18 protein-coding genes are annotated in these 20394 nt (G+C 41.2%); 6 read left to right on the forward strand and 12 right to left on the reverse strand.

Annotation, left to right across the window (positions count from 1 at the left end):
* Both FO440_RS14115 and FO440_RS14120 read right to left on the reverse strand, forming a co-directional pair.
* Window positions 1-1557 (reverse strand): M20/M25/M40 family metallo-hydrolase, encoded by a 1557-nt coding sequence (locus FO440_RS14115; protein ID WP_144248908.1) that lies wholly within the window; start codon window positions 1555-1557, stop codon window positions 1-3.
* Between the two features lie 60 nt (window positions 1558-1617).
* Window positions 1618-1989 (reverse strand): LiaF domain-containing protein, encoded by a 372-nt coding sequence (locus tag FO440_RS14120; RefSeq protein ID WP_186292673.1) that lies wholly within the window; start codon window positions 1987-1989, stop codon window positions 1618-1620.
* Between the two features lie 212 nt (window positions 1990-2201).
* Between FO440_RS14120 and FO440_RS25125 the strand changes: the two genes are divergently transcribed.
* Window positions 2202-2405 carry a YqaE/Pmp3 family membrane protein gene (locus tag FO440_RS25125; protein WP_144248910.1) on the forward strand — a complete coding sequence of 68 codons (204 nt, stop codon included), beginning with the start codon at window positions 2202-2204 and terminating at the stop codon, window positions 2403-2405.
* On the opposite strand, the gene FO440_RS14130 is transcribed toward FO440_RS25125, so the two are convergent.
* A complete protein-coding gene (locus tag FO440_RS14130; protein WP_144248911.1) occupies window positions 2399-2908 on the reverse strand; it encodes a hypothetical protein in 510 nt (169 codons plus the stop codon). The two genes, FO440_RS25125 and FO440_RS14130, sit on opposite strands and share 7 nt — an antisense overlap.
* A gap of 126 nt (window positions 2909-3034) precedes the next feature.
* Between FO440_RS14130 and FO440_RS14135 the strand changes: the two genes are divergently transcribed.
* The 3 genes from FO440_RS14135 to ppk1 all read left to right on the forward strand — a co-directional run bounded on the left by FO440_RS14135 (window position 3035) and on the right by ppk1 (window position 6700).
* Window positions 3035-3724 (forward strand): class I SAM-dependent methyltransferase, encoded by a 690-nt coding sequence (locus FO440_RS14135; RefSeq protein WP_144248912.1) that lies wholly within the window; start codon window positions 3035-3037, stop codon window positions 3722-3724.
* A gap of 67 nt (window positions 3725-3791) precedes the next feature.
* Window positions 3792-4484 carry an SIMPL domain-containing protein gene (locus FO440_RS14140; RefSeq protein ID WP_144248913.1) on the forward strand — a complete coding sequence of 231 codons (693 nt, stop codon included), beginning with the start codon at window positions 3792-3794 and terminating at the stop codon, window positions 4482-4484.
* A 158-nt stretch (window positions 4485-4642) separates the two neighbouring features.
* Window positions 4643-6700: a polyphosphate kinase 1 gene (ppk1, locus tag FO440_RS14145; RefSeq protein ID WP_186292674.1), complete on the forward strand. Its 2058-nt coding sequence runs from the start codon at window positions 4643-4645 to the stop codon at window positions 6698-6700.
* Between the two features lie 100 nt (window positions 6701-6800).
* Here ppk1 and FO440_RS14150 read toward each other — a convergent pair whose 3' ends face one another.
* Window positions 6801-7247: an acyl-CoA thioesterase gene (locus tag FO440_RS14150; protein ID WP_144248915.1), complete on the reverse strand. Its 447-nt coding sequence runs from the start codon at window positions 7245-7247 to the stop codon at window positions 6801-6803.
* A 134-nt stretch (window positions 7248-7381) separates the two neighbouring features.
* On the opposite strand from FO440_RS14150, the gene FO440_RS14155 reads away from it, so the two are divergent.
* Window positions 7382-7816 (forward strand): Hsp20/alpha crystallin family protein, encoded by a 435-nt coding sequence (locus FO440_RS14155; protein ID WP_144248916.1) that lies wholly within the window; start codon window positions 7382-7384, stop codon window positions 7814-7816.
* A gap of 243 nt (window positions 7817-8059) precedes the next feature.
* Here FO440_RS14155 and FO440_RS14160 read toward each other — a convergent pair whose 3' ends face one another.
* The 8 genes from FO440_RS14160 to FO440_RS14195 form a co-directional block, all read right to left on the reverse strand.
* Window positions 8060-8845 carry a polysaccharide deacetylase family protein gene (locus FO440_RS14160; protein WP_144248917.1) on the reverse strand — a complete coding sequence of 262 codons (786 nt, stop codon included), beginning with the start codon at window positions 8843-8845 and terminating at the stop codon, window positions 8060-8062.
* A 69-nt stretch (window positions 8846-8914) separates the two neighbouring features.
* Window positions 8915-10033, reverse strand: a complete 1119-nt coding sequence (locus tag FO440_RS14165; protein ID WP_144248918.1) for a Gfo/Idh/MocA family protein — start codon at window positions 10031-10033, stop codon at window positions 8915-8917.
* The gene (locus FO440_RS14170) at window positions 10023-12302 is read right to left on the reverse strand and encodes a GH92 family glycosyl hydrolase (RefSeq protein ID WP_144248919.1); all 2280 of its coding nucleotides are present in this window, start codon (window positions 12300-12302) and stop codon (window positions 10023-10025) included. Before FO440_RS14170 ends, FO440_RS14165 begins: the two co-directional genes overlap by 11 nt.
* A 91-nt stretch (window positions 12303-12393) precedes the next feature.
* Window positions 12394-13416, reverse strand: coding sequence for a Holliday junction branch migration DNA helicase RuvB (gene ruvB / locus FO440_RS14175; RefSeq protein ID WP_144248920.1), 1023 nt, complete (start codon window positions 13414-13416; stop codon window positions 12394-12396).
* Window positions 13417-13545: 129 nt separating this feature from the next.
* Window positions 13546-14277, reverse strand: a complete 732-nt coding sequence (locus tag FO440_RS14180; RefSeq protein ID WP_144248921.1) for a polyprenol monophosphomannose synthase — start codon at window positions 14275-14277, stop codon at window positions 13546-13548.
* Window positions 14278-14405: 128 nt separating this feature from the next.
* Window positions 14406-15896, reverse strand: coding sequence for a POT family MFS transporter (locus tag FO440_RS14185; protein WP_144248922.1), 1491 nt, complete (start codon window positions 15894-15896; stop codon window positions 14406-14408).
* 89 nt (window positions 15897-15985) lie between these two features.
* On the reverse strand, window positions 15986-16912 hold the full coding sequence (locus FO440_RS14190) for a hypothetical protein (protein ID WP_144248923.1): 927 nt from the start codon (window positions 16910-16912) through the stop codon (window positions 15986-15988).
* 46 nt (window positions 16913-16958) lie between these two features.
* A complete protein-coding gene (locus tag FO440_RS14195; protein ID WP_144248924.1) occupies window positions 16959-18137 on the reverse strand; it encodes an acetyl-CoA C-acyltransferase in 1179 nt (392 codons plus the stop codon).
* Window positions 18138-18287: 150 nt separating this feature from the next.
* Between FO440_RS14195 and FO440_RS14200 the strand changes: the two genes are divergently transcribed.
* Window positions 18288-20354, forward strand: a complete 2067-nt coding sequence (locus tag FO440_RS14200; protein WP_144248925.1) for an HD family phosphohydrolase — start codon at window positions 18288-18290, stop codon at window positions 20352-20354.
* The last annotated feature ends 40 nt before the right edge of the window (window positions 20355-20394 follow it).

Consider the following 20394-nt stretch of genomic DNA (forward strand, 5'->3'; position numbering starts at 1 on the left):
TTATTTATCCAATCCACCGCGACGGTTGGCTTTAACAGGCTGCGGCCATTTAATGCCATCGGCCTTAATGTTTTTTGTTTTCTCCGGATCTTCGCTGGCCATATACGCCATTACCGCCAGCAGGATGGCGTTGTTGCTTAGGTCGTCGAAAACAATTTTGTCGTAGGTGTCGCGGTTGGTATGCCAGGTGTAGGCTCCGTATGCCCAGTTAAGTGATTCTAACGGGAAACCCGGCGCGCCAAGTGCATCAAACGATGAATAGTCTGATCCGCCGCCGCCGGGAGAACCCGGGAATTTTGTTTTTATACGGTTCTTGATGGTATCAGGCACAGCCGATAGCCAGCGTGTTAAAAAACCTTCGGCATCGGTAAAGCCTGATCCATTAAGTTCCTCAATCCGGCCTGTGCCATTATCCTGGTTAAATAATGCCTGCAGGTTTTTTACAATATCAGGGTGGTCTTCAACAAAAGCACGCGAGCCGTTCAGTCCTTCTTCTTCGCTGGCCCAGTGCCCAACCAGAATGGTGCGTTTTGGGTGCGGATAAAACTTCTTTAAAAGGCGCATAGCCTCCATCATAGTAAGTGTGCCGGTGCCGTTATCTGTAGCGCCTGTTCCACCGTCCCATGAATCAAAATGCGCAGAAAGCATTACGTATTCATCGGGTTTCTCAGTGCCTTTAATTTCGGCAATGGTATTAAATGTAGGTACTTCGCCTAACTCTTTAGATTCGGTATGGATAGTTAAAGTAGGTGGCGTGCCTGATTCTGTAAGACGATAAATTACACCGTAATCTTCAAGACCGATATCAACCGTAGGCACTTTCTTGGTGTAAGCGCTAAAGATCTTATCTACCCCAAACCCTGCCGACCAGTTATTGCTGATGATACCAACAGCCCCGGCATTTTCTAAAGCAATAGGTAAGGTGCGCGAGGTATAACCGGTCTTTTTAATGCGGCTTGCCCAGGCAGTTGTCATGGCTGTGCGCTCAGCTTTCATTTTAGCAAATGATTCAGGCAGGGCAAACTCTTTCCAGTTATCGTCCGGCCTGCCGGTTGGCTGGCACATGGATATCAGCACAAATTTGCCTTTAACGTTTGGTAACCAGTTTTTAAAGGCGGTAGAATCAGGCAGGTCAGGCAAAATAATAGTTTGGGCAGTCGCGGTTTTTTTACCCATGCCGGGACTCCAGGCCAGTTGCGTACCCTCAAGCGATTTTACCCGCGGCGAGATCATATCGATATGTGATATGCCTCTTTCCCAGCCGCGCCACACGCCCCAGTTTTCTTTTCGGGCAGTGATATCCCAGCTTTTATATTTATCTACAGCCCAGTCGCCGGCTTTTGCCATTTGTGGTGTACCCACCAGGCGCGGGCCTACGCCATCAAAAAGCTCATGGGCCAGTTTTTGCAGTTGTGAATTATTGGTTTCTCCCTGTACAATGGCATCAATAACAGATTTGGTTGATTGCGCGAAGGTGCTGTTACAAAGCAGAGCACCGGCCAAGGTTATAGCGATTTTTAGCCGGCTGTTAAGGTAGTTGGTAAGATCAGTTTTCATGAACCCAAATTAAAAATTTGGGCCGAGGTATACTAATTTATTTTGTGTTGCTTAAGCTTGTTACACAAAGTTTACCACATCAACAACAGCAAATATTGACAGGCCTTTAAGTAACAATACTTTATTTGAACTATACCCACGGTTATTGTAGCACCGATCCTCATCAACTACCGAGCAGAAATGTGAGAGATCTTCCTCGACCCGCCAGTCAGACGGTACAACTAAGGTGACTTCGCCGAAGGCCTGCGAGATATCAAGGGTGACAACGCCGTTGATATCTGCATAAGTAAAATCCAGTTCGGTGCTGCCAAACAGATTTTTTACTTTGCCGCCCTTAAAATCTTTTGAAAGTATGGCCCTGTTTATCGCGCCAAACAGGGTTGACGTGTTGATATATTCTTCTGTGTTGCTGCCCGCGGTTCCTGATAACATGTCCATGAGTTTTAATTTTTATTCAAAACTAATTTTTGAAACCCTGCAGAAAAGAGATCTCCCGTGGACCTACCAAAGTTGTCGGTGAATGAGTGTATTATATCGGTGAAAAAAACCGGATAAAATATTTATATCAAATTGATTATTAAGCTGTAACTATGTGTGGTGTAACAGGTCTAACTTGTATATTTAATCAATTATTATTAATGATCATGCGTTACTTTTTGTGTTTACTATTGCCGCCATTAGCCGTATTTACTACCGGCCGGATAGGCGCCTTTATATTGAGTATATTTTTAACCCTGTTTTTTTGGATCCCAGGAGTAATCCACGCGGTTTTGGTCACAAATGATTATTACGCAGCTAAGCGTCACCGGCAATTGGTCAGGGTGATGAAACGGAACCGGTATTATTGATGGTTGTAATAATCTGTTTCGGTAATTTTATAAGAGGTATTGATATCTAATTTCCAGCCAGCATTAAGCACACTTGTGTAGGTGCTTTGCAGTTCCAGATCAGTTTGTGTCAGGATAATTATTGATTTGGTTTGTGTACCTCCGATATTTTGTTTCAGGGTTAAGTTATTGCCCAGTATGGTATAACTTAGGTACGACGTTGTATCAGTTGCGTACACATTGGCGCTGATCTTCCTTGGCGGCGCAGTGATATAGCCCGTGCCATCGCTGTTATAAATTTCAAGCCATGATTTGCCTGCATTAGTGCCGGTAAAATCGTTGGTCGAGTCTTTTAAAAGTCCATTGCTGCTGATATCATAAACCTTTATGTTTTGACGGTACGATTTCCATGTACCTGTTATCAGTTTTGGGTATTGATCTTTTACCTGTGCAGCATGATCTTTTTTACAGCATTGCAGCACTGATAATAAAACAGGTATAAATAATAAGTATATTTTTTTCATAAAACAGTGCATGTTAACTGATTACTATCAGTAGTGTATGACGCTATTACACTCATAATACACATAAGCAATTGTTATGTTTTATTTAACTTGCAACGGTTATGATACGCTACTTTAATATATAATATGAACGACGTTTTAGGACAAGCAATACATGATCATTACCATAACCTTGATGCCGGTAAACTTTGGATAAATAATAAATACGGCCCCAAAGAAGAAATGCCCATAGCCACTTATTTCAGGGAGGAAGATGATATGCCTGATATTGAATGGATGGCGCTTGAGCAATGCCGGGGCAAAGTACTTGATATTGGCGCGGGAGCAGGTAGCCACAGCCTGTTATTGCAAGAGCAGGGAATTGATGTAACGGCCCTGGATATTTCTCCGTTGTGCATTAGCGTCATAAAGGATCGGGGCGTTAAAAAAATAATTGAGGAGGACATATTTACCTACGATAAAAACCGGTACGATACCTTGTTGTTACTAATGAATGGTATTGGTTTGGCCGGTACTATAAGTAGTTTAAAAGAGCTATTGCAACATTTTAAATCGTTGTTAAATAAAGACGGGCAGATCTTGTTCGACTCGTCAGATATCGCTTATCTGTATGAAGGAAATCTGCCCAAACAAGGTTATTATGGCGAGATCCAATACCAGTACAGTTATAAAAAAGTTAAAACCGAATGGTTTAACTGGCTTTATATTGATGAGCATACCATGTTGCAGATCGCTATTGAAATGGGTTACCACATGGACGTGTTGATTGACGATGAATTTGGGCAATATTTAACGCGTTTAACATTAGCTGTTTAGCATATTATTATAAATATCTGTTAAACTTTAACCGTATTATTTGTTCTATAACAATAAAAATATATTTATGAAAAAGTTATTTATACTCGCCGCGCTTATTGTAATCAGCTATAGCACTTTTGCACAAAATGTCGATCTACGCCGTAAAATAGAGGTAACCGGCCTTGCTGAGCAGGAGGTTACTCCCGATATTATTAACGTCACCATATCCCTGCAGGAATATATCAACGGTAAAACAAAGATTACTATTGAGCAATTGGAGAACCAGTTAGAAGGGGCAGTACGCGATGCCGGTATCCCAAAGGAAGATTTTACAGTTAACAACCTGTCAGGTTATAACAATACTTATCAAAAGAAAAAGAACCCTGATTTTTTAGCCGCTAAACAATATGGTATCAGGTTTCATGATCTGAATAAGTTTAACCAGATATTGAGCAAGGTTGACCCTAAAGGCATCCAAAGCACCAATATTGACAGTTATGATTATTCAAAGGCGGATCAGCTAAAAAATGAGTTGAAATTAAAGGCATTATTATCAGCTAAAGCAAAAGCCACTTATCTTTTAAATGGGCTGGGCGAAAACCTGGGGCAGGTACTGAATATTACCGAAAGCGATAACAGTAATTACCCGCAGCCAAGGCAGTTTATGTTTAAGAGCATGGCCGTTAACGATGTGAAAATGCCGGCAGAATCTGATATTGACGTGCGGAAAATTAAACTTAGTTTCCAGATAAATGCGGTTTTTGAAATAGGGAAATAGTAATTGTGTGTGAAGAGTTCCTTAAGCGCCCCGGCAGTAACTGGGGCGCTTTTTTTATAACTACTAACTTATAGTGTATAAAGTCCTGTCAGAATTCATTATGACTTAACATTTCCGTAACACACTGTGGTTAATTTCGGAGGATGCAAAAAACTGATATGGAAAATTTAAGTGTACCTGCTGTAGATACTACCAAATATTTTAACCGCGACCTGAGCTGGCTAAGTTTTAACCGCCGCGTGCTTGAAGAAAGCCTTGACCCGCAATTACCCCTTGTTGAAAAAATAAAATTCATTGCTATCCATGCATCTAACCTTGACGAGTTTTACAGGGTTAGGGTATCGCACCTGGAAACATTGAGCAAAATGGGCGAGTTTAATGAGGAAGAGAACAGCTCTTATCATGATATATTAGCCGCAGTACGTAAAGAGGCAAGCCATCAAACCAGCTATCTGCGTTCTATTTTGGCAACTACGGTTATCCCCGGTTTAGAAGAAAATAATATTGTACTTTATCAGGACCATAGGGAGGTGCATGAAGAGCATCTTGAATTTATATATGAATATTTTAACACACAGGTAGCTTCATACCTGCAGCCCATCTGGTTAACTAGTGATACTACCCCTTTTTTAGAGGACAGGCAATTGTACCTGGTGTGGCAGGTATTGCAAAAAAACAAACCCGAAAGACTGATCTTATTAAACCTGCCAACACAGCACCTTCCGCGGTTTATATCGCTGCCTAAGATAGGCGAGAAGCACTACGTAATTTATCTGGATGATATTGTACGTTTGGGCGGAGAGAAGTTTTTAGAAAATTATACTGTAAAGGGTTGTTACTCGGTTAAGCTGAACAGGGATGCCGAGCTTAATCTTGACGAATATTCAGGCACCATTGCTGATCAGATGAAGATCCGTTTAGCGCAACGCGCTTTCGGTGCGCCGTCACGGTTTCAGTATGATGCCGGCATGCCGAAAGAACTGGTGACACAATGCGTAGAGCTCTTTCAAATAGAAAGAGAAGAGCTAACGCCTACGGGCAGGTACCAGCAAATGAGCGACTTTTTCTCTTTTCCCATCCCGGCTAATTCAATGCCGTCATTGGCTAAATGGAAACCATTAAAGCACCAGGAACTGGCGTCGTACAAGCATTATTTCAAGGCCTTGAACGAAAAGGATTTCTTACTGCATTTTCCTTACCAGTCGTATGACCATGTGCTGATCTTCTTTAACCAGGCCGTGCTTGATCCTTATGTAACCGAGATCATGGCTACCTTTTACCGCGTAGCATCCGACTCGCATATTGTGAATGCCTTAATAAGCGCTTCAAAGAACGGCAAAAAAGTAAGGGCATTTGTTGAAGTGAAGGCCCGTTTTGACGAAGCCAACAACCTGCTTTGGGCCGAGAAAATGGAAAAAGCGGGCATTGAAATTTCATACAGCTTGCCTGATATAAAGGTTCATGCCAAGACAGCTCTGATCACCCGGGTAAAAGATGGTAAAACCAAAACTTATGGTTTTTATGGTACCGGTAACTTTAACGAACGCACCGCCGGCATTTATTCTGATATTGGCCTGCTTACTGCCAACCCGGTAATGAACGAAGAGTTGAAAGATGTATTTCTTTACCTGTACACCGGTAAACAGCCTGCGCCGTTTAATCATTTGCTGGTGTCGCAGTTTAATATCATCGAACGGTTTAAAGAGTTGATCCATAACGAGATCAGGATTGCAAAAAGCGGGGGTGAAGGCAAAATAATTATCAAGTTGAACAACCTGGAAGACAGCGAAATGATAGACGCGCTTTACGAAGCGTCAAACGCCGGGGTAAAGATAGACCTGATCGTACGCAGTATCTGTCGTTTAAGGCCTGGTGTGCCGGGACTAAGCGAAAATATTACACTTACCCGTGTTATCGGTCGGTACCTGGAACACTCAAGGGTGTTCATTTTTAACAACGAAGGCGATCCAAAGATCTTCTTAGGGTCTTCTGACTGGATGGAACGTAACCTGCGCTCAAGGGTAGAAGTGGTATTCCCGGTATATGACGAGGCCTGTAAAGCAGAGATCTTCAGCTTTATCAACCTGCAGTTAGCCCCTTACCGTAAATCAAGCCTGATAGACCAGCATCTTAAATCAATACCTTTTGAACCCGAAACCCTATGCGGCGATGATGCTCAGGAAGCTTTTTATCAGTTGATGGTGAAAAAGAAATAATTTAAGCGATATGATAAAAAATGCCCTTAGAGTATCTAAGGGCGTTTTTGTTTTTAGTTGCTTTTAAGGGAAAGTCACATTCCAAATGTGGCAAGATAAATCAATTCGTATTCAATATCAATCTCGGCTCGTCATAAGCTATCATTTGATCACGTTCTTTTACCGGGATTGGGATAGATTTGTTGGCTTTGTAATCGTAACTGATGCAAACCGTTTTGCCAGTGGTACAGATCTCTTCGCCGTGCGGGGTTACCCTAACCAATACGTGCATTACATCAAAGCTGCTGTTGCCTATGCGTACAACGCGTACGTAGCAGGCAATGTGGTCATGCAGCATAATGGGTTTTAAATAATTTACTTCCGACCGGCCCACAATCACACCGTTCTCGCTGAAATTCCAGTTTATAGCTTCTTTCCAATAGGTAAATCGCGCTATCTCAAAATACGTTAAATAGATAGCGTTATTAACGTGGCCTACCGCGTCGATGTCCGAAAAGCGGATGGCTATATTGGTTCTGAACTTATAATCTGATAGTTTTTCAGCCATTTTATGTCATTATGTCTGTTATAAATTAAGTTTATGGTCAAATTGTCATTTAAAATAACACAAAAGCCCATTGGTATATCAATTGATTAAGTACTTGCGAAGTTAATAAAAGAAAAACTTAGGAGGATATAAAAATGACTTTAGTAAAATTTGGCAAAGATCAAAAAAGTATAGTGAATCCATTTTTTAACGATGTGTATTCATTATTGAATGATTCGTTTTTAAACGAAAAAGCAGCAACCCGTACGCCTGCGGTTAATATTTCAGAAAGCGATAATCAGTTTGAAGTTGACTTGGCTATCCCTGGTTTAAGTAAAGAAGATATCAAGATCAACCTGGATAAAAATGTATTGAGCGTTTCGGCTGATAAGAAAACTGAAACCGTTGATGAAAACAAGAAATTTACAAAACGCGAATACAGTTTTAATTCATTTTCAAGGTCATTCACTTTACCTGAAAGCGCAGATCATTCAAAAATTGAAGCTGATTACACAGCCGGTATATTAAAATTGACCATTGCTAAAAAAGAAGAAGCTAAATTCCAAACCAGGGAAATAGCTGTAAAATAATATCGGAATGTTCCAAAAGTCCGTGGCAGTGAGTAAAGCTTTAGCAGGGTTAGGCCCGGACCCAGGAAACACCGACAAAAGAGTGTTTTCATAATAAGTAATGTTGGTTTAGTTTGAAGAGAGGGCCGCCCTGAAAGGGGCGGTCTTTTTGTATGTGACTACTTATTTAAATTGTGGCAACGTTAAAATAAAAAAGGCTGCCCCGTATAGGACAGCCCTTGTTAATGTTAAAAGCAGCGATAATTAAAAACTGTGTTTAATGCTGTTACTTAAAGTTTTAGTGCTCCAGTAGCCGCTATCCAGTATTCTGCGAACGCACATCAACGGGTCATTAGGGTCGCGCTTGTCTGCAAGGGCGAAAGCGATTTTAAAACCGCGTTTATGTAATTCAGGAAAACCTGATTTATTCCAGATGCCGAACGGATAAGCAAAGTAAGTTATCTTTTTGCCGGTTATTTCTTCCAGTTTTTGGGTTGGCTTATCAACCTGTATCACCCAGTCGTCCTTTTTAGGGTTAGGATCATGTTTGTATTTGCTGGTCATGTGGTGGTCCCAGGTATGGCTGCCTATCACGTTACCCGCGTCAGATAATGCCTTAACCTGCTCTTTGGTCATATAATGTGGGCGGCCTAACGACACCGTCATCACAAAATAAACCGCTTTAAAACCATATTTCTTAAGCTCGGGTGCTGCAATGGTGTATTGGTCTTCGTCGGTATCATCAAAAGTAAGCATGATGGGCTTTTTAGGTAAAGCTGCGCCGGTTGTTAAGTATGCGTACAGCTGATCAGGCAATATGGTATGATAACCGCTATCGGCAAGCATTTTAATGTGCTCTTTAAAAGCTGCTATTTGTACGATATAATCTTTGGCGTTTTTTGAGTCTTTTGGTCGCCAGTCGCGGATTTGGTGATAACACAATACAGGCACTTGTTTGCGCGCCATAATTGCTGCCGCATTTGATTGGGCGTTGACTTTAACGGTTGCAAATAAACAAAGTGATAATAAAGCGATAGATAGTTTTGACATTAGCAGGTGGTATTAGTTATTAAATAAACCTGCGAAGCTGTGAGAGCTTCGCAGGCGGGTAATGTTTTATTACGGTTGTAAAACAATGCGTTTACCTTCGTTGATTGAGCGTTTGGCCGCATCTAATATTTCCATGGCTATCATGTTATATTTTAAGGATGCCTGGTCGCCTTCGCCAGAGATCTCGCCTCTCAATACAGCGGTTAAATAAACCAGCGGGTCGTTATTTGGCGCCGCAAGTGGTTTTGCATCGTGTATTAAAGTAAACTTGGTTTCCTCTTTTGGAGTTCTAAACTGAACGCGTTGGCCGTTGAAGGCGTGGATAACGCCGCTTTCGCCCCAAACCTCCATGTCTTTTATGTTTAGCGCCCAGTTCCATGATGCTTCGATAGAAGCGGTGGCGGTAGGGTATTCAACCAGGATGGTGGCATCGTCTTCAACCTTAGGATATACCTGCGGTTTGTAATGTTTGGCAATAGCGGTAACCGCTATTGGGCGCTGACCCTTCATCAGCCATGTAGCCAGATCAGCACCATAGCAACCGAAGTCATTAAGCGCGCCTGCACCATTTAGTACAGGATCGGTTAACCATGCCAGGAACTCAGGGCTGCAACCTATCTCTTTAGGCCCGCTGTGGCCATCACGGATCACCATCTTACGGATCTTACCGATACTATCCTGGCCAACCAGGTCATGAATGTACTGGAAAGATGGGTACCACGTAGTTTCATAGTTCACCAATACTTTAACATTGTATTTATTGGCTAATGCCTCAATACGTTTTGCTTGTTGCAAGGTGGCCGCCAATGGTTTTTCAACCATTACCGGGATATGCAAAGGCGCGCACACTTCAACAATGTCCACATGATTGCCAACCGCGTTGTATCCCAGCATTACGTCAGGTTTAACGGCCTTGATCATTTTGTGGACATCATCAAAATAAAGCGAGTCGGGCAGGTTATAGCGTTTCTTGTATTTTTCCCATAGCGGCTTGCTTGGCTCATAAACACCAACTACGTTGGCCGTTCCTTTTTTCATCTGGTTAAAAAAGCCCAGTATGTGATCATGGTTAAGCCCGTAAATGCCCAATCTAAGGCGTTTGTCCTGCGCGTTGGCATTAATGACCAATGCACTTAAAAACACTACAAAAACAGCCTTTAACAAAAGGCCCGAAATTTTATTTTTCATTTGAAAGTGAGTAAGGGAAGCTTGAATCTTTAGTACCTCTTGTTTTGTTTGGCTGTGCAGACATGGTGAAATCTAAAACACCGCCTTTTAACAGGTCAGTATGGTTTACATAGTTGAAATCATACGGCTTGCCGTTAAATGTAAGGTTTTGAACGTATTTGTTATCAGGGCTGTTGTTTGGCGCATTGATCAATAGTTTTTTACCGTTTTCAAGGCTAACTGTTAAGCTTTTAAACAACGGTGCACCTAAAGCATACTGGCCGCTGGTAGGGCATACCGGATAAAAGCCCATAGCCGAGAAGATGTACCAGGCTGATGTTTGTCCGTTATCTTCGTCACCGCAATAGCCGTCAGGAGTGGCTTTGTACAGTTTGTTCATGGCATCGCGCACGTGGAATTGTGTTTTCCATGGCTCGCCTGCAAAGTCATACAGATACAACATGTGTTGGATAGGTTGGTTACCATGTGCATACTGGCCCATGTTAACGATCTGCATCTCGCGGATCTCATGGATCACACCACCATAGTAGCTGTCATCAAAAACAGGCGGTATGATAAAGATAGAATCCAGCTTGGTAACAAATTGCTTTTTACCGCCTTCAAGGTTGATCATACCCTGGATATCGTGTAAAGCAGCCCAGCTATAGTGCCATGCGTTACCTTCGGTAAAGGCATCACCCCATTTCAATGGATTAAATGGTTTAACCCATGATCCGTCTTTGTTTCTGCCCTGCATTAAACCAATTTCTTTGTTATACAAGTTGCGGTAGTTTAAGCTTCTTTTCTTGTAGATATCAATTTCTGATTCAGGTTTGCCTAAAGCTTTACCTAATTTATAGATAGCAAAATCGTCATAAGCGTACTCTAATGTACGGGCAGCGTTTTCATTGATCTTCACGTCATAAGGTACATAACCTAAGGTATTGTAGTATTCAACACCACGACGGCCGGTAGCTTCAGGGCCAACATTGTTAGCGCCATGTTTTACAGCTTCCCAAAGTGTGTTGATATCATAACCGCGTAAGCCTTTTAAGTAAGCGTCAGCAACGATAGAAGCTGAGTTATTACCAATCATACAATCTGCATAGCCAGGACTTGACCATTCAGGCAGCCAGCCGCCTTCTTTGTAATCATTAACCAAACCTTGTTGCATTTCCTGGTCAACAGACGGGTATACCAAGTTAAGGAAAGGATATAAAGCCCTGAAAGTATCCCAGAAACCTGTTCCGCCAAATTTATAGCCCGGCATAACTTCGCCGTTTTGAGCGCTGTAGTGCGTAACTTTATTTGAAGCATCTAACTCATACATTTTATGAGGGAAGAATAACATACGGTAAAGGCTTGAATAGAATGTACGTGTCTGGTCAACAGTACCGCCGGCTACAGATAGACGGCTTAAAGTTTTATTCCATACAGCCCTGCCTTTTTGAGCAGTAACGTTAAAGTTATCTGTACCTAACTCTCTTTTTACGTTCAAATCAGCTTGCTCAATGCTGATAAATGAAGATGCAACACGTAAATGAACAACTTCGCCGGTATGGGTTTTGAAACCAATAGCAGCCAAAGCATGCTCGGCTTTTGATTCTAAATCGCCTGTAGCAACATCACCATTATAAGTACGGGATAACGTGAATGGCTTATCGGTGTAAATAACGAAGTAGTTTTTAAAGTTCTTCATTTTACCGGCAGCATATTGGGTTGAGTAACCCACAATTTTGTTTTCGCCGGGGATCACTTTTACATATGATCCTCTGTCATAAGCATCAACAACTATAAATGAGCTGTCGGCTTTTGGGAAAGTTATTCTGAATTGAGCAGCACGTTCTGTAGGTGCTATTTCAGTAGTAACGTCATAATCGGCTAAATAAGCGCTGTAGTAGTATGGTTTTACAATCTCTGCCTTATGCGAGAACCAGCTGGCGCGTTTATCCTGGTTAACCTGCAGGTGCTTGGTCATAGGCATGATAGAAAACTGGCCGTAATCGCCCATCCATGGTGATGGTTGGTGCGTTTGTTTAAAGCCGCGAATCTTGTGCGCATCATAAGTATATGCCCAGCCATCGCCGTTCGGACCTGTTTGCGGCGCCCAAAAGTTCATGCCCCATGGTAAAGCTATACAAGGGTATGTATTACCGTTTGACAGATCGGGTTTTGAATCCGTACCCATTAACGGGTTAACCCAGTCAACCGGGTCTGTTACCTTGGTAACTATTTGGGCAAAGGTTTTGCCGCACGTTAGCAGCAATGCAAAAAGGAGTATTCGTTTCATAAGGGTTAATAGTTTAAAAACTATAGTGTTTAGTTGATTGATTTTTGAATGTTAAAATATTAATTATGATAGCAATAGTAATAATAAAAACTTAAAATAAGGAAGCATTTCCGCCGAGTTTTATTTTGCCTAAATGCCTGTAGGCGCTCTCGGTAGCTTCGCGTCCGCGGGCCGTTCGCATTAAAAAACCTTCCTGTATCAAAAACGGTTCGTAAACCTCTTCAATAGTACCCTCATCTTCGCCAACAGCGGTGGCTATGGTTTTTAATCCAACCGGGCCGCCTTTAAATTTATCGATGATGGTGGTCAATATTTTATTGTCCATTTCGTCCAGCCCATGCTCATCAACATTAAGCGCGTTAAGGGCGTATTGTGCAATTGCTGTATCGATATTGCCATCACCCTTTATTTGGGCAAAATCACGCGTACGGCGTAATAACGCATTGGCTATCCGTGGCGTACCGCGGCTGCGGCGCGCAATCTCGTAAGCGCCCTCATCACTTATAGGTGTTTTTAAAATAGATGCTGATCTTAATACTATCGTAGTCAGTAACTTGGCATCGTAATATTCTAACCTTGCATTTATGCCAAAACGCGCCCTTAGAGGTGCGGTAAGCAAGCCGGACCTTGTTGTAGCACCTACTAATGTAAATGGGTTAAGCGAGATCTGTACCGAGCGCGCATTAGGCCCACTTTCCAGCATAATATCTATCTTAAAGTCCTCCATGGCTGAGTAAAGATATTCTTCAACCAGGGGGCTTAAACGGTGGATCTCGTCGATAAACAAAATATCGCCAGTCTCTAAATTGGTTAACAAACCTGCCAGATCGCCGGGTTTATCCAATACAGGGCCGGATGTGATTTTTATCCCGACACCCATTTCGTTTGCTATAATATGCGAAAGGGTTGTTTTGCCTAATCCCGGCGGGCCGTGTAGTAATACGTGGTCAAGCGCTTCGCCGCGCTGGCGGGCCGCCTGTACAAAGATCCTTAAATTGGCTAATATTTTAAACTGACCGGTAAAATCCTCAAAAACCTGCGGGCGTAAAACCTTTTCAATATCACGTTCTGTTGGTGATAACCGTTCGCGGTCAGGATCAAGATGCTCGTTCATGATTGACGAAATTAATCTATTATTTCGAATTTCGGATGTTCGATTTCGGATTTAATAGAGGGTAAATAAGTTGAAAGCGGTCTGATAAAAGATAAATCCGAAATTGGATATTCGAAATCCGAAATCAAATCAACCCTCGGGATACTTCCTGAATATACTATTGATCCGCATACTTAAAACGCCAAGAAAAGCTTCTTTAAAAATACCTTTTGACATTTTTGAAGTACCTGCGGTACGGTCGGTAAATATAATTGGGACCTCGGTAACGGTAAAGCCATGTTTTACCGCGGTGTATTTCATTTCTATCTGGAAGGCATAGCCTACAAACTTTATTTTATCCAGTTCAACAGTCTCTAAAACATGGCGTTTGTAGCACATAAAACCAGCTGTAAAATCCTGGATATCAATACCTGTTATAAATCTGACATATACAGAAGCAAAATAACTCATCAACACCCGGCTCATTGGCCAGTTAACCACGTTTACACCTTTAATATAACGCGATCCTACGGATACATCCGATCCCTCAACGCATGCGTCCCTAAGTTTTACCAAGTCGTCCGGATTGTGCGAAAAGTCGGCATCCATTTCAAAAACGTAGTCGTACTGATGTTCAATGGCCCATTTAAAACCATGAATATAAGCGGTACCGAGGCCTTGTTTGCCTGCGCGTTCAACTATATGAAGATTGCCGGTGAATGTATTTTGAAGGTCTATAACGATCGAGGCGGTGCCGTCCGGCGATCCGTCGTCAACAATCAGAATATGAAAATCATGCGCTAAAGAAAATACTTTGCGGATCATCCGTTCAATATTTTCTTTTTCGTTATAGGTAGGTATAATAATTATGCTATCTGGCACTATTGGATATTGGCTTTAGATAAAAAAGTATAAAAAGTTTACGAAAATAATAGATTTACCACGTATATAAAATAAAAAAAGCAGGGATCAATAAATATTCCCTGCTTTTTTTATAACGTTAATTACGGTTATAAATTATTGGTTTGCGCAATAACTTCATTTCCTTGAAATTCGGCATCGGGCTCATCAATATAATTTCGCTCTTTCAACCGCGGCGATATAAATAAATATAATATAAGGAATACAGTACATATTCCTACAAACACCCAATAAAAATTAGACCCTGTGTACTTGGCAAAAAAACCATGATTTGAAATACTATTGTTTACATATGCATCAAAAAGATTGCCTATAGAAACCGTTAATAGCCAAATAGCAGTCATGGTGCTTTTCATTGATTTTGGCGCTTGGGTATAAGCATATTCCAAACCGGTGATTGATACCAGTACTTCGGCAGCAGATAATACTACATAAGCAAATATTTGCCACCAGACAGATGGATGCCCGCCGGCATCTACACTGATTTGTACAAATGCGATGATTACAAATGATAATGCTGTTAAAGCTAAACCGGCACCTATACGACGTAAAGGAGTGGCTTTTAGACCTATTTTATCGAAAAACGGATAAATAAAATACGTAAACAAAGGTATAAACGATAATAAGAAAATAGGATTAGCGGTTTGTACCTGTCCGGCTAATATGGTAAAGCTGGTAAAGCCCAGGTTAATATGCCTATCCAGCTTCTCGGCTTGTAATACCCATTCAGATAAGTTTTGATCCCACATGGCCCAAAATATTGGTGCGAACATAAATACAGCCATTACCCGATACACTGCTTTTACTCCTTCAACTTTTTCCGGATTAAATTTACCTTTTGACACATCTAATAAAGATTGACCTTTTTGTTTTTTACCAATGTTAAATAACGCATATACAGATATAAAAACGAAGTTGTTTTTATTGATTCCACCAGGAGGAACTCTAACATAAAGTTTACGACCTGAAAAGAAAATGATTGTCGCTAATGCCATTAACAGACCCGGAATACCAAATGCCCATTGGGCGCCATAATTTTTATATATAGGGGGAATTAATAATGTTGAAAAAACTGACCCGGCATTGATACTAAAATAAAACCAGCCATATACTTTCGATAATAATGTTTGATTTGTTTTGTCAAATTGATCGCCAACATTTGCGGAAACACATGATTTTATACCACCTGCACCTATGGCAATTAGTAATAAACCAACCATAAAACCATTCAGGTTTGTGTCAAACAATGCAAGACAAAGATGACCGAAGCAGTATACAATTGATATCCATAAAATTATTTTGTATTTGCCGGTGAACCAGTCGGCTACAAGTCCGCCAACAAAGGGTAACGCATATGCTAAAGCAACAAAAAGATGAACGACTTCATTACCCTTTGCATCAGCTACAGTTGGATTATATAATTTACTATAAAACTGCGCCACTAAAAAAGTGACCATTATGGAACGCATACCATAAAAACTAAAGCGTTCTGCCGCTTCATTACCTATAATATACGGGATACTTCTGGGGTATTTCGCTTCTGTAGTAGCAGCATCGGCTGCTAAAGATTGTTGAGACATAAGATCAGTTTAATTTGCCTAAAATACTATTATTCCCGTAAATAAAAACCATGAAAATGCAGCCTGCAAACGCAAACTATTTTGAATAATTACTGTACCTTTTTTTTCTTGATTGGAGTAGTAGCCTTTACTGGGACAATTGTAGCCCGCGGATCAATGTAGTTGGCATCCTCCTCATTAGGGATATTTCTCATATCCAGGTTGTCAACATAGCTCCATTGCTCGCCAATTAAACGGTAGCCGTCATAAGTCAGGTCGGGGCCATAAGTTTCTGGCTTATCTTTTGTTTTTTTATCAGCCGGTGACAAATTATCAAATACAATGAGGTGTTGTGAAGGGATGTATTTTAATAACATGGATGCCTGGCGTGCATATTCAAAAACTATCCGCTTGCGTTTTCGGCCGTTACCATTAAATACCGGCATGCCAAATACCGGCCTGTCATTTTTAAAAGATAGTACTTCGATAACTTTTTTGGTAGATTGATCATTGTTGCCTTTCCAACCCAGCAAAACATAATAGGGGTTAGTGCTGCCAACAGGTATTATGGTGTAATACTGGGCGCCAAACCATTTGCGATTATCGGTTACCGAATCTTCAGGACTTTTAAGAAGAGGCGTATAATCTTCTAAACCGTATAGTTTTAAAGGCCCGGTGCTGTTAGCCTGGATAGCGCCATAAAAACGGTAGCTGCCGTCATCATTGGCCACATGCCAACTAAAGATCCTGAACCTGTCGTCTGGCGAGCGGGTAAGCGTTATGGTTTTAACAGAATCAAACGGAAAAAGAAAAGAGTTTGGTGTTTTTAAAGCGGCTACCAGCGTTTTTATAAACTGGTAATTGGCGTTTTTGCGTACCAGGTCATTGGCATCATTAATAAAGGTACTGCCTAAATGTTTTAAACTATCCTGGTAAAAATTTAATTGCTTAAGCCCGCCCTCGTCAATACGCTGCGCAAAAGCCTGTGAAAAAAAAAATATCGAAAATGTAACTAAGGCGAGTTTTCTTATCGCCATTGAAATATGAGTGCCCACTACCGGTAAATATACTTGATTTTATATATTAACGTAAATTTTCAATAACAATTGCGCTTGCGCCACCGCCGCCGTTGCAAATTCCGGCCGCACCATATTTGCCATTATTCTGTGCTAACACACTTAATAAAGTAACAACAATACGTGCACCCGAAGCACCTAAGGGATGACCTAAAGAAACCGCACCACCATTAACGTTTACGCGCGACGGATCTAATTTAAGCGCCTGGTTATTGGCGATAGATACCACAGAGAACGCTTCATTGATCTCATAATAATCAATATCGTCGCCGGTTAACCCTGCCCGGTGCAATGCCAGCGGAATAGCTTTTGATGGCGCCGTGGTAAACCACTCGGGTGCTTGTTGGGCATCCGCATAGCTTATAATTTTAGCTAGGGGTTTAATGCCCATTTCATCAGCCTTTTCTTTACTCATCAATATTAAAGCTGCAGCGCCATCATTTAAAGTCGACGCGTTTGCCGCAGTAACGGTGCCGTCTTTTTTAAAGACAGGTTTTAATGTGGGGATCTTATCAAACTTTACAGTTGCGGGTTCTTCGTCATCACTGAATAATGTAACCTCTCCTTTTTTGTTTTTAAGTTCTACGGGTGTGATCTCATTGACAAATTTACCACTGTGTTGAGCATTGATGGCCCTGTTGTATGATTCAATGGCGTAAGCATCCTGTTCTTCACGGCTGATGTTGCATTCCGTAGCGCAAAGCTCAGCTGCCGACCCCATGTGGTAATCGTTATAAACATCCCATAAACCGTCTTCAACCAAGCCGTCAATTAATAGGTCATTACCTAATTTATAACCCGTACGCGCCTTTGACAGATAATAAGGCACATTGCTCATGCTTTCCATACCACCCGCAACCACAATATCATTTTGCCCGGTGGCTATACTTTGTGCGGCCAGCATAATAGCTTTCATTCCTGATGCGCAAACTTTGTTAACAGTGGTAGCCGGTAAATAGGGAAGGCCGGCAAATATCGCGGCCTGGGTTGCAGGCGCCTGGCCCAGATTGGCCGACAGTACATTACCCATAAAAACTTCCTGGATCTGTTCAGGCTTAAGCCCCGATCTTTCAACAGCCGATTTAATAACAATAGCACCCAGCTGTGTTGCTGTAAGCGATGCCAAACTGCCGCCAAAACTCCCGATAGGGGTACGGATGGCCGATACGATAACTACTTCTCTCATAAAATAGATTATTTGACTACAAATTTATTTATATTTCTATTAATAAATACTATGCTTGCATAGTATTTATTGTGCTTGTTTTGCTTACAAAAGCAATAAAAAAAATCATATCGCATAAAATATATTATTTTTGAGCGCTTAACTTAATAAATGGCAACACTTTCGTCTTCGCGCCAAAAGGCTTTACTCCGCAAATACGCCCGTAACGTCAAGTTCTTAATGATGGTGGTGAGTACTTGTTTAATTGTCTATTCGCTACCCAAACAGGCCAAGTTTAGCTACGAGATTGAAAAGGGAAGGATCTGGAATCAAAAGGATCTGATATCACCCTATAACTTTGCGATATTAAAAACACAAACCGAGATACAGACCGATCGCCGCAACGCATTGGCAAGTACAACCCAGCTTTACCAGTTAAATAAAGACGTTGCCCAGCAGCAAATTGATGGTTTCAGGAATGATCTTGAAATAAAATGGCACAACGCGGGCATTGACGACAAGCTGAAAGAAAGATATATTTTAGAAGGGACCGATCTACTAAGCACCGTTTATAATAAAGGCGTAGTAGGGTTGAATACAAAATACCAGCAAAGCCCCGGATATTCTATTACTATCCTGCAAAAAAACGTATCTACAGAAAAAAATACATCAGACCTGTTTACCAAAGAAACTGCACTTGCTTACTGTGGACAGGAGTTAAGTAAACGTGCAGACATTGACAAAACCTTTTTGCTTGACCTGTTGCAAAACCGCATTCAAAATAACATACTTTACGATGATAAGTTAACCGCGCGACTGGAAACAGAAGTGCTGGAAGGTATATCGTTAACCCGGGGTATGGTACAGAAAGGTGACGTTATTGTAGCTAAAGGATCTGTTGTAAATGATGAGGTTTATCAGAAACTTGAATCTTACAAAAAAGCATTTGAGGATAATGCCCGGATAAACGGTAACCCAAAACTGGTACTCGCAGGACAGTTTATTTTAGTTGCTATAACCATAGCGCTGTTAATGATATTTCTGTACTTGTTCAGAAAAGATATCTATGCTGATAACCGGTTGGTTAGTCTGATATTATTGGTAATCACAGCTATGCTGTTTACTTTATCAATGGCTATAAAGCTGCAAATACCAACCAATTTATATTTTATACCTTATTGTATAGTACCTATTATCATCCGGATCTTATTTGATACCCGTTTGGCATTGAATATTCATTTATTGGTAGTACTGATCGCCGGTTTCTTTGTGCCAAACAGTTTTGAGTTTGCTTATTTTGAGATCACGGCAGGTATGGTATCTATATACAGTATCAAAAACCTGGTGCGTCGCGAGCAGTTCCTGATCTCGGCAGTGATCATAACCTTTACATATTTTGTCTCTTTTTTAGGTATCTCTTTAATAAGGGAAGGCAGCCTGATCGATATCGACTGGCTTAATTTTGTTCCGTTTGTTGTAAGCGTGCTGTTAACATTATTGGCTTACCCGTTAATTTATCTGTTTGAAAAGATCTTTGCTATAACATCAGACATCACGCTGATAGAGCTTACAAACACCAACGCGCCGTTGTTGCGCGAAATGGCATTCACTGCTCCAGGTACTTTTCAGCATTCGTTACAGGTAGCTAACCTGGCAGAAAATGCCATCTATGCTATTGGAGGTAACGCGTTATTGGTTAGGGCAGGGGCCTTGTACCATGATATTGGTAAAATGGAGAACCCGCTGTTTTTTGTGGAGAACCAAAATTCGGGCTTTAATCCGCATGATAAGGTGCCTTATGAAGAAAGCGCGCAAATCATCATCAGGCACGTGTATAAGGGTATTGAGATGGCTCATAAGGAGAATATCCCTGAAATTATAATCGATTTTATCCGCACTCATCACGGCAATACCCGGGTGGATTATTTTTATCAGTCGTTTTTAAAAAATTTCCCTGAAAAAATCATCAATGAGAACACTTTTAGGTACCCGGGACCTATTCCTTTCTCAAAAGAAGGGGGTGTTTTGATGCTTGCAGACTCGGTTGAGGCCGCTTCGCGTTCATTAAAAGAGCCTGACGAAAAATCTATCAGCGCATTGGTAGATCGTATTGTAAAGTATAAGCTTGATCAAAACCAATTGAAAGACAGTAATATAACTTTAAAGGATATTGAAACCATAAAGACGATATTTAAGAAGATGCTCATGAGTATTTACCATGTGCGAATAGATTATTAATTTTTTTTTGTCGGCTTAACCTAATTGCTATATTTGCAGT

Origin of the sequence: Mucilaginibacter corticis, from assembly GCF_007558865.1 — a bacterium.
In the GTDB taxonomy this organism is placed as follows: Bacteria; Bacteroidota; Bacteroidia; order Sphingobacteriales; family Sphingobacteriaceae; genus Mucilaginibacter; species Mucilaginibacter corticis.

Excerpts from the sequence above, each read along its gene's own strand:
- FO440_RS14115 (WP_144248908.1), bottom strand. The coding sequence starts at position 1,557 with ATGAAAACTGATCTTACCAACTACCTTAACAGCCGGCTAAAAATCGCT.
- FO440_RS14155 (WP_144248916.1), top strand. The coding sequence starts at position 7,382 with ATGACTTTAGTAAAATTTGGCAAAGATCAAAAAAGTATAGTGAATCCA.
- FO440_RS14120 (WP_186292673.1), bottom strand. The coding sequence starts at position 1,989 with ATGTTATCAGGAACCGCGGGCAGCAACACAGAAGAATATATCAACACG.
- FO440_RS14185 (WP_144248922.1), bottom strand. The coding sequence starts at position 15,896 with ATGTCTCAACAATCTTTAGCAGCCGATGCTGCTACTACAGAAGCGAAA.
- FO440_RS14170 (WP_144248919.1), bottom strand. The coding sequence starts at position 12,302 with ATGAAACGAATACTCCTTTTTGCATTGCTGCTAACGTGCGGCAAAACC.
- FO440_RS14130 (WP_144248911.1), bottom strand. The coding sequence starts at position 2,908 with ATGAAAAAAATATACTTATTATTTATACCTGTTTTATTATCAGTGCTG.
- FO440_RS25125 (WP_144248910.1), top strand. The coding sequence starts at position 2,202 with ATGCGTTACTTTTTGTGTTTACTATTGCCGCCATTAGCCGTATTTACT.
- ppk1 (WP_186292674.1), top strand. The coding sequence starts at position 4,643 with ATGGAAAATTTAAGTGTACCTGCTGTAGATACTACCAAATATTTTAAC.
- FO440_RS14195 (WP_144248924.1), bottom strand. The coding sequence starts at position 18,137 with ATGAGAGAAGTAGTTATCGTATCGGCCATCCGTACCCCTATCGGGAGT.
- FO440_RS14165 (WP_144248918.1), bottom strand. The coding sequence starts at position 10,033 with ATGAAAAATAAAATTTCGGGCCTTTTGTTAAAGGCTGTTTTTGTAGTG.
- FO440_RS14200 (WP_144248925.1), top strand. The coding sequence starts at position 18,288 with ATGGCAACACTTTCGTCTTCGCGCCAAAAGGCTTTACTCCGCAAATAC.
- ruvB (WP_144248920.1), bottom strand. The coding sequence starts at position 13,416 with ATGAACGAGCATCTTGATCCTGACCGCGAACGGTTATCACCAACAGAA.
- FO440_RS14150 (WP_144248915.1), bottom strand. The coding sequence starts at position 7,247 with ATGGCTGAAAAACTATCAGATTATAAGTTCAGAACCAATATAGCCATC.
- FO440_RS14190 (WP_144248923.1), bottom strand. The coding sequence starts at position 16,912 with ATGGCGATAAGAAAACTCGCCTTAGTTACATTTTCGATATTTTTTTTT.
- FO440_RS14135 (WP_144248912.1), top strand. The coding sequence starts at position 3,035 with ATGAACGACGTTTTAGGACAAGCAATACATGATCATTACCATAACCTT.
- FO440_RS14160 (WP_144248917.1), bottom strand. The coding sequence starts at position 8,845 with ATGTCAAAACTATCTATCGCTTTATTATCACTTTGTTTATTTGCAACC.
- FO440_RS14140 (WP_144248913.1), top strand. The coding sequence starts at position 3,792 with ATGAAAAAGTTATTTATACTCGCCGCGCTTATTGTAATCAGCTATAGC.